General features: G+C 32.7%; 5 protein-coding genes. All 5 read right to left on the bottom strand.

Annotation, left to right across the window (positions count from 1 at the left end):
* Positions 1-1,050: 1,050 nt before the first annotated feature.
* Positions 1,051-1,764: a hypothetical protein gene (locus tag ULVI_RS01780; RefSeq protein WP_068589009.1), complete on the bottom strand. Its 714-nt coding sequence runs from the start codon at positions 1,762-1,764 to the stop codon at positions 1,051-1,053.
* Between the two features lie 329 nt (positions 1,765-2,093).
* Complete coding sequence (locus tag ULVI_RS01775; RefSeq protein ID WP_068589007.1) at positions 2,094-3,275, bottom strand: MvaI/BcnI restriction endonuclease family protein; 1,182 nt, start codon at positions 3,273-3,275, stop codon at positions 2,094-2,096.
* Complete coding sequence (gene dcm / locus ULVI_RS01770; protein WP_068589005.1) at positions 3,272-5,479, bottom strand: DNA (cytosine-5-)-methyltransferase; 2,208 nt, start codon at positions 5,477-5,479, stop codon at positions 3,272-3,274. Before dcm ends, ULVI_RS01775 begins: the two co-directional genes overlap by 4 nt.
* A gap of 314 nt (positions 5,480-5,793) precedes the next feature.
* Positions 5,794-6,663 carry a cation diffusion facilitator family transporter gene (locus tag ULVI_RS01765; protein ID WP_068589003.1) on the bottom strand — a complete coding sequence of 290 codons (870 nt, stop codon included), beginning with the start codon at positions 6,661-6,663 and terminating at the stop codon, positions 5,794-5,796.
* Between the two features lie 198 nt (positions 6,664-6,861).
* Positions 6,862-7,950, bottom strand: coding sequence for a PD-(D/E)XK nuclease family protein (locus ULVI_RS01760; protein ID WP_068589001.1), 1,089 nt, complete (start codon positions 7,948-7,950; stop codon positions 6,862-6,864).
* Positions 7,951-8,083: the final 133 nt, after the last annotated feature.

The raw sequence follows: 8,083 nt of genomic DNA, 5'->3' as shown, positions 1-8,083 counted from the left end.
TGTTTTTATGCGTTGTTACGTGTAGTGGCGACCCATAATCTTAGCACGCTTTACTTAAGTGCTGCCTAAACGATTACGCAACACTTCGCAGCGCCACAATCGTGAATCTATATTTTCATATTATGCATCGATTTTCTTAAGCTTATAAACCGAAAATAGTCTCTCAACTATTCCCGTTTTCAGTAATTCGACAATTGAATTAAATGTAATGTTTTTTCGAGTTTATAAGACGTATTATTTTCATTACGCTGCGTACTATTCAGATCAGAAGTTTTTTAGAGTTCAGATTGCGTGCGGCTATTCAATTCCGAACAGCTTTTTAGAGATAGATTTCCGTAATGATTGCGAATTTCCCGCGTTTTAGGAGCCATTACATGTAACGGTTTGGCTATGAGGAGTGCGGGAGGGAAGCGTACTTACATTTCGAACCGTCACTAGCCTAAATCTTTTTGTTTTGTTTTTATTTTTTTTATTTCAAAAGCCAAATTAAAAAGATTTGGCGGTCTTCCAAATATACCGAAACTTTCGATTAAACGATATTACCCGCATTACTTATAGCCGGTGTTAGCATATTTTGTGACACATGCGAATAAGCACATATTGTTCCCGTTAATCTGCTCCAGCAACAGTTGCGTTTTGCCGCATCGATTGCGTGCTACCACAATATTTTCACGTATTGATTGCATTTCGCCATTTCGATTTCAGCTCGACGCAATACAAAGTTTAGATTCCGTTGCGTATTAAATTCCGTCATCTTATTTTGCGTAATCTATTTCAGGGAATGCTCGGTTCGGTCTATGTCTTTTCTCGAATAAATTGCGACTGAATAAAATCCGATGGATTTTTTCGGAGCAATTTATGCTAACGGTTTGGGTATGAGTAGTGCGGGAGGGAAGTTGCCTTGCTCTCTATTTAATCTATAGCCAAATCTTGTGTTTTTCTTTTTATATTTTATTTTCTCAAAAAGCCAAATCAGAAGATTTGGCGGTCATCCCAAATATACCGAAACTTTTAATTAAACAACATCACCCGAATTACTTATACCCTTTGTTAGCCACAGTATTTTTTTCTAAGTTCTTTCGCTTCTTTATCCGAATTATATCCATGTAAAAGGAGTCCTTCTGTGCAATTAATCCGATTCGCCACTATTTGTTTTATAACATAATCTTTATAATCCTCTGATTTTTTAAAACGTGTTGGAATCAGATGAATTAATTTTTTAGCATCAATATTTTTTAATTTATCATTAATAACTAGTTGCTTAATGACTTCTTCGAGTTTCCTTTGGTGTGTACTGTTTTCAAGCTTAAAATTCAGAATAATTTTTTGACTATCAGTAGTTATTTTTATTCCATTGCTTAATCCTAAACTCCTTCGCTCAGTAGGCATTCGATATGCTAAATTTATTTTTTGGTTATAAAATGCAATTAGTTTAACATCAAAATCCGTAATTTCTTCATACCGGATTAATTTCTGATGATCTATTATAATTTCTTCTTCATTGAGCTCCAAGTAACCTTTGTCAGAAATTTCAACTATTTCAAAATCAAAAAATTGATAAACATATGCGAAAAGAATTGGAACTATTCCGATAAAGAAAAGCATATTAGTTATAACAGATAAAGCATTTCGTGGAGGCGTTTGATTGTCAATGTAATATATTAGAAAAGTAATGGTTATTATTAAAACACCAATCCAAAATAACTTCACTGAGATTGAAGGCCTTTCTTTTATAATCGAATGTTTGTATGCAGTAAAATTCACGTTTAATATTGTGGCTAACGGTTCAGTATATGAAAAGTAGGGCAGTAGATAAGCGATTTTTATTCGGTGTAGCCACGAGCCATATTTTTAATTTTTCTTTTTTAACTTTTCAGTTATAAAAATACAAAATTAAAAATGTGGTGGCATTGCAAATACACAACTACCTTTTGACTAAGCCAAAATCGCCCTATTTTTTATATACATTGTTACCTGGCTGGCGTTTTTCCACAAACTTGCTAGCGATTGCAAAGGCATACTCTTTTACAGTTTTGGTGTAGCGTGGATGGCGCGACTGGAAATGTGTATGGCTTTCAGCATTGACAATTCCGCTATGTCATTAAATTATAACTTTCACTTGGCGGAAACAGTAATTCAATTCCTTTCGGTTTTATTTTAAATAACGGACCTTTTTCGACAACCTTTCCTTTTGAGTTTCGCTTTATTAAATGGTCAAGTGTTATAATTCCTTGTTCAATTAACAAATCAAATTGAGAAGTGATTGGCTTTTTAGTATGTTCTACCAACTTATATTGAAAATGCTCTCGGTCATTTATTCTGGTACTTTCGGCTTCTACCCAAAAGGTTTCTTTATGTTTTGACTTTAGTCGATTATGAAGTTTGTCTAACGTCCAAACCACAAAATCGCCAACCTCTGGTTTATCAGAGTTTTCAATCAGTTGTTTAATGTCACTATCGATTCTTAAATTCAAGCCTTGCGAGTTTCTCGTAATTGCCGAAACTGTGCAATACAACTTAAAATCCTTTTCTCGTTCATAGCCGAAGTTATCAAGAATCTCTGCCGAACTTTTAAATTTACTCAATTTCCAATCTGGAACTTGTGCAAATAGATTTTTTCGATTTGTTCTGCTGTTTCTAAATGATTTAAGCTCAATTCCTTTGTAATCTGGTTGTTTAGAGGAATTAATGTCAATTCCGAGTGCTGTTTCAAGTGTTCTTCCAACCGAAGTGTCAGCGTCAACCATTGAAGGAATTGGGCCAGCATTTGCTATTTTTCTTAACATTGCCAAAAGCTCAAAAGCGACTTCGTTCTCAGTTGTGTTAATTGCATTAATTAACTCTTGAAATGGATTCAGAATTGAAGAATTAATCAATTCTCTGATATCTAATTTTGTCAAGTTGAAAACTTGAAATCGGTTATCAAAGTAAGTTATTGCTATAATATCGTTTGGGTCAGCAACTTTTGTTAAACTATAAAACCAAATTCTAGGGTCGCCCTTTTTGGTTAAAGGTCGATACAAAGACGCTTTGGATTTTATGGTTTTATATCCTGTATGAATTACCGTTGGGATTAATATCTTACTCTCTGTTCCTTGATTCTGTAATTCGTAGTCGTGTATATTCTCACTTTTTAAATAGCTACGAACAGAACCAGTCGCATCCATTATGGATTTTTTTAATCCTGTTTCGGTTGGTTCAATTAAAGTAAGAGAAACTTGGTTTTTAGTCAGTAATTTTATCTTTTCTTGTTCTGCGGTTGTAAGTTTTCTCACTTGATATGTTTTAAAATTTCACTTGCCACTGCTCTTGCTAATAATGGCGGAACAGCATTACCCACTAAAGTGTATTGTGGCACTTCCGTCTTTCTATTATTTCCACCTGTTGAGCGTTTGCCTTGAAATACAAAAGAGTCGTCAAAGGATTGTAAACGTGCCATTTCTCTAACAGTTAAAGACCTTGGTGAATTATAGTGAATATAATCGTCTGCAATAGTCATTATGGTAGAACTTTGTTCATCTGGTTTTAAAACATTGTAATTTCTCTTATTTGTAGAAAGATTTAATTTTTCAAGTTCAGGTTGTGCTTTTCTGTAGTTTCCATTTTTTAAAATGACACCAAGTCTTTCAATAACGGTTTCGTTTTGGTTACTTGTTTTGTGATTGTTTAGTATGTCAAAATACTTTTCTCCATTTTCAAGCGCTTCGCTATTTTTAACATAAAACGGCTTAGTTTGTGGTTTGAAACGTTCAATCAATCGACCTTTTTTAGACCACTCAGCAAATGATTTTCCACCTTTTGAAATTGGCTTTCCATCAATTCTACGTTTCTTTAAAAGTTTAGCCATTTTTTTGGCTATTCCATTGTATTGAGCTGAAATGTCAACCAATTCGTAACGGTGAGCTTCTTGATTATTACCTATAAAATCTAAGTCATACAAAGCTTCAAAAATGGTGACTTTTTCTTCTTCTGAAACTGTTGCTGGAATTTCAGAAATATACTTTTGGTCTTTACGACAACCTATAAAAAGTACTCTTTCTCTATTTTGTGGAACACCATAATTTGATGCGTTAGCAACAAATGGTTGTTCTATTTTATAAAGCCTAATGTTTTCAAGAATCGTTTCTAACTCTTTATTTTGTTTTGTATTACAATGCGATTTTAATATTTCAATGGATTCATCAAAAGACGTTGTGTAGATTTTTAAAGATGTAATAATGTCTTTGCAATCATTTTTATAAGTACTTGGTACTTTTAGAATTTTGAAAGCGTCTTCAATTTTTGAAATCACATTTTCAGAACTGATTTCTGTAAGGAAATCTGTGAAAGCATTTGCAAAATTGTCGCTGTCAATATTGCAAAAATCTTTTTCCTTTATAATATCACGTTTTAGCTTTTCCCATTCTTTTGTTCTAGCCAAAAGGTTAAAACCGTGGCGAATTGTATTTATATTTTCGTCAGTTTTACTCGTTTTGTAATCAGCAATTTTTGGCGTTAATTTTCTAAATCTATTTTCTACAAAAGTGATGAAATCAGCTTTTCCAGTCTCTTTATCTTTTTCAAGTAGTTTTTCTAATTCTACTCGCTTTATAATACTGTCAAAAAGAAAGGAATTAGATTCTTTTCGTATTTTTTTAATGAAAGAGATTAGTAATGGAATTTCTTTTATGTCCACAATAGAGTTAATCTCTTTGATGATTAGTTCTTTTATTTTGCCTTTTTCTTTTGTCAAAATTCCCTTGACATTTTCCATAACGAAGTATTTTGGTTGTAAAACCTTTATTACTTCTAGATAATGAGAGAATAAATCATCTTTTTTATCAAACTTTTTTCTTTTCCCTGCTAGACTGAAACTTTGACAAGGTGGTCCACCACAGACAACATCAATTTGACGACCGTCAATTTTTTCTAATAAATTGTCTAAAAAGTCCGGTTCTGTAATATCTTGTTTAAGAAATTCTGCGTCTAAGCCTAATTGGTGGTTGTAACGAACAACGTGAGTTAATTCGCAATTTTCATTAATATCGTTGGCAACTACGAAATCAAAGAATTTGTTGTTGTGCTCAGCTTGTAAAAATCCCTCACTAAAACCACCTGCTCCTGCAAATAAGTCTACAAAAGTGAAGGGTTTTCCATAAAGAGCGACCTGTTCTTTTACAATATTTACATTGCTATTCTCTTTATAGTTTTCGATGTGTTCGTTCAATAAGCTTTTGACTTCATCCTGAACAAAGGTTTTTTTGTTAGAATGGTGCAGAAGTTCATCCGCTCGTTCCCTTAGAAAATCCAAATAATGGTTGATTTCGTGAGATTCTACACTTAATCCAATAGCTTTCTGTTTGGATTTGTTGAAGTTTTTCGGTTCTATTTTCTGTCCCGTAGAAACCTTAACTTGACTTCCGTTACAGTTTATTCGTAGATGAATTGGTGCAAACCCTTTTTTGTCTGGTTTGTCTAAATAAAAATTAATTGTTGCCATAATTATTCACGGACGTTTTTACGTACACGGACAAATTTACGGACATTTTTTTAAATTCCTATTTAATTCTGTTTTTTGTTCAGATTAAGCGTTGGGAAAAGGCAAGCTCTTTTTATTTTGTGAGGCACGAGCAAAATGAAATGTGCTTGACTGTGCGGCTGGATTCGCTTGCAGGTAACGGTTAGTATATGAAAAGTAGGCGATTTCGAAGCACTAGATTTTCGGTTAAGCACAAACTTTGATACGAGCCTAAAAAATTGATTTTATTACTATTTCGCCTATTTTTTATATACATTGTTGTGTGCTGCCTTTTTTTATTCATTCGGTTCAATATGAATTAGAACGTGTCCTAAATTCGGTATTTCTTTTCTTAAATGGTCTTTTAATTGATGTGAAATATCGTGTCCTTTTTTAACAGAAATTTCTCCATCAACTATTGCGTGTAAATCAACGTGGTATTTCATTCCTGCTTTTCGTATAAAACATTTTTCTGTTCCAACAACACCTTTGACTTTTATAGATTCTGCTCGAATTTCCTCCAATAAATCGTCATACAAATGTTCATCCATAATTTCTCCTAAAGCTGGTCTGAAAATCAAGTAGCTATTGTAAAGAATAAAAGCAGAAGCCAATAAAGCTGCCCAATCATCAGCCGTTTCATAGCCTTTACCGAAAATTAAAGCGATAGAAATTCCAATAAATGCCATAACAGAAGTTATTGCATCACTTCTGTGGTGCCAAGCATCTGCTTTGAGAGAAGAACTATTGGTCTCTTTACTTTTATTAATTACTATTCTAAATGACACTTCTTTCCATATAATAATTGCACCAAGCACTATCAAAGTCCAAGATTTAGGAACTTTATGAGGTGTCTGAATATTTTGAATGCTTTCATAAGCAATAATGGTTGCAGATGTTACAAGGAAAGCGACTACTAAAAAAGTTATTAGTGGTTCAATTTTTCCGTGGCCATATGGATGGTTTTCGTCTGCTGGTCGTTTTGCGTATTTTAAACCAAATAGAACAAGTAGGGAAGAAAAAATATCGGCTGTTGATTCTATTGCGTCTGCAATGAGAGCATATGAATTGCCAAAGAATCCTGCAAGTCCTTTAATCAAAGCTAAACTGGTGTTTCCAATGATGCTAAAATAGGTAGTTCGTATTGCAGTTTGTTCGTTATTCATTTAGTTTTTCAGGTTGCACACAACGGATTTGTATAAGAACAGTAGGGCGGAAAAAACGCACGAACCATTCGGTTAAACACAAGCAGAATTTTTAAATTTTTCTTATTAACTTTTTTTCTCAATAAGCCAAATTTAAAAATTTGGCGACCTCGAAAAGTACTGTGACCATTGGGTTAAGCACCAATTGCCCTATTGTTTTTATACGTTGTTAGCATTAGTACTTATGCGCAACATTCTGACGACATCTTTATATATTCTATCAAGTAAATCATTCAGATTTAAGTCAGTTTTAATTTTTACAGAACGGTAAATCATACTTGCTCCGTATTTATTATATTCCTTTTTACCTTTTGGATAGACTTCGCTTTCTGGCAAAAAATCAAATGTAAACCATTGATTTGTATCTCTTAAATTATTGGCGATTTCGATTTTCTCTTTTTCCTTCTCGCCAATAGCATAAATGTAAAGATTATATCTAAATCCGTCGAGCATTATTCCATAGATTAAATCATCTTCATTACTAAAATCAATATTCATCACTCCTTTTCCATTCACAAGATTAGTGCTGATGACAACTTTATTTCTATTTATGTGATGTAAATACCTTTTTCCGATTAAAATCTCTTTATCATCAATTCGAGAATTTAAATTCAATCGTATTTTTTTAGCAAGTTGCGAATATTTGGATTTTATATACAAATCGTGTAATCTAACTTCTTTAAATAGATTGTGTTCGTTGCTATAAAAATCATAAAAACTATCGTTTTCAGTCAATTCTAAAGTCCGCAGTAAATTTGAAAGAGTACCTATAAATTGAATGTAATCTTCGAGTAATTTTATATGATATTCGTCAATTATTTCGGCTTGTAACTTTTTAAGAATAAGAGCTAAATTATCATAAGTTAATAAAGTCCAGCCTAATTCGTCCACTTTGAAATGTGGTTTAATCATAGTTAATAAAACGAACAAGTTATTCGGATTACTCTTTTCTCTATATTTTATGAGTTGTTGTTTATCGGGAACGCTTTTGACTTTATTCTCAATAATTATGCTTGTTGAAATGAAACCTATTGTCAAATCTAAACTTCGAGTTTCTCTCTGAACAGAGATTATATTAGTATCAATAAATTCGTGTTCGCTTTTAAAATAATCAGCAAGTATTTTGCCAAATTCGGAATGATATTCCTCACAAATCCAAGCAATAAAATTACTGTGAAATAATTCTTTAGAACTTAACGATAAATTGAATAAAGGTGATTTTTTTAGTTCGGAAATTAATTCAGTCACGGATTTTTTTTAGTATTAATGCTAACGGTTTGCATAAGAACAGTAAGCTGCAAAACGGACCGACTGTTCGAATTGATTCTAAAGATACTAAGAACTATTGAATTCCGAAGGAATTCAGAAGTGCGCTTATTGT

The sequence above is a fragment of the Cochleicola gelatinilyticus genome (assembly GCF_001637325.1).
In the GTDB taxonomy this organism is placed as follows: Bacteria; Bacteroidota; Bacteroidia; order Flavobacteriales; family Flavobacteriaceae; genus Cochleicola; species Cochleicola gelatinilyticus.
This window is presented reverse-complemented; position numbering and strand designations above follow the sequence as displayed.

Bases quoted from the DNA above. Each gene is read 5' to 3' on its own strand.
- dcm (WP_068589005.1), bottom strand. From the start codon at position 5,479: ATGGCAACAATTAATTTTTATTTAGACAAACCAGACAAAAAAGGGTTT.
- ULVI_RS01765 (WP_068589003.1), bottom strand. From the start codon at position 6,663: ATGAATAACGAACAAACTGCAATACGAACTACCTATTTTAGCATCATT.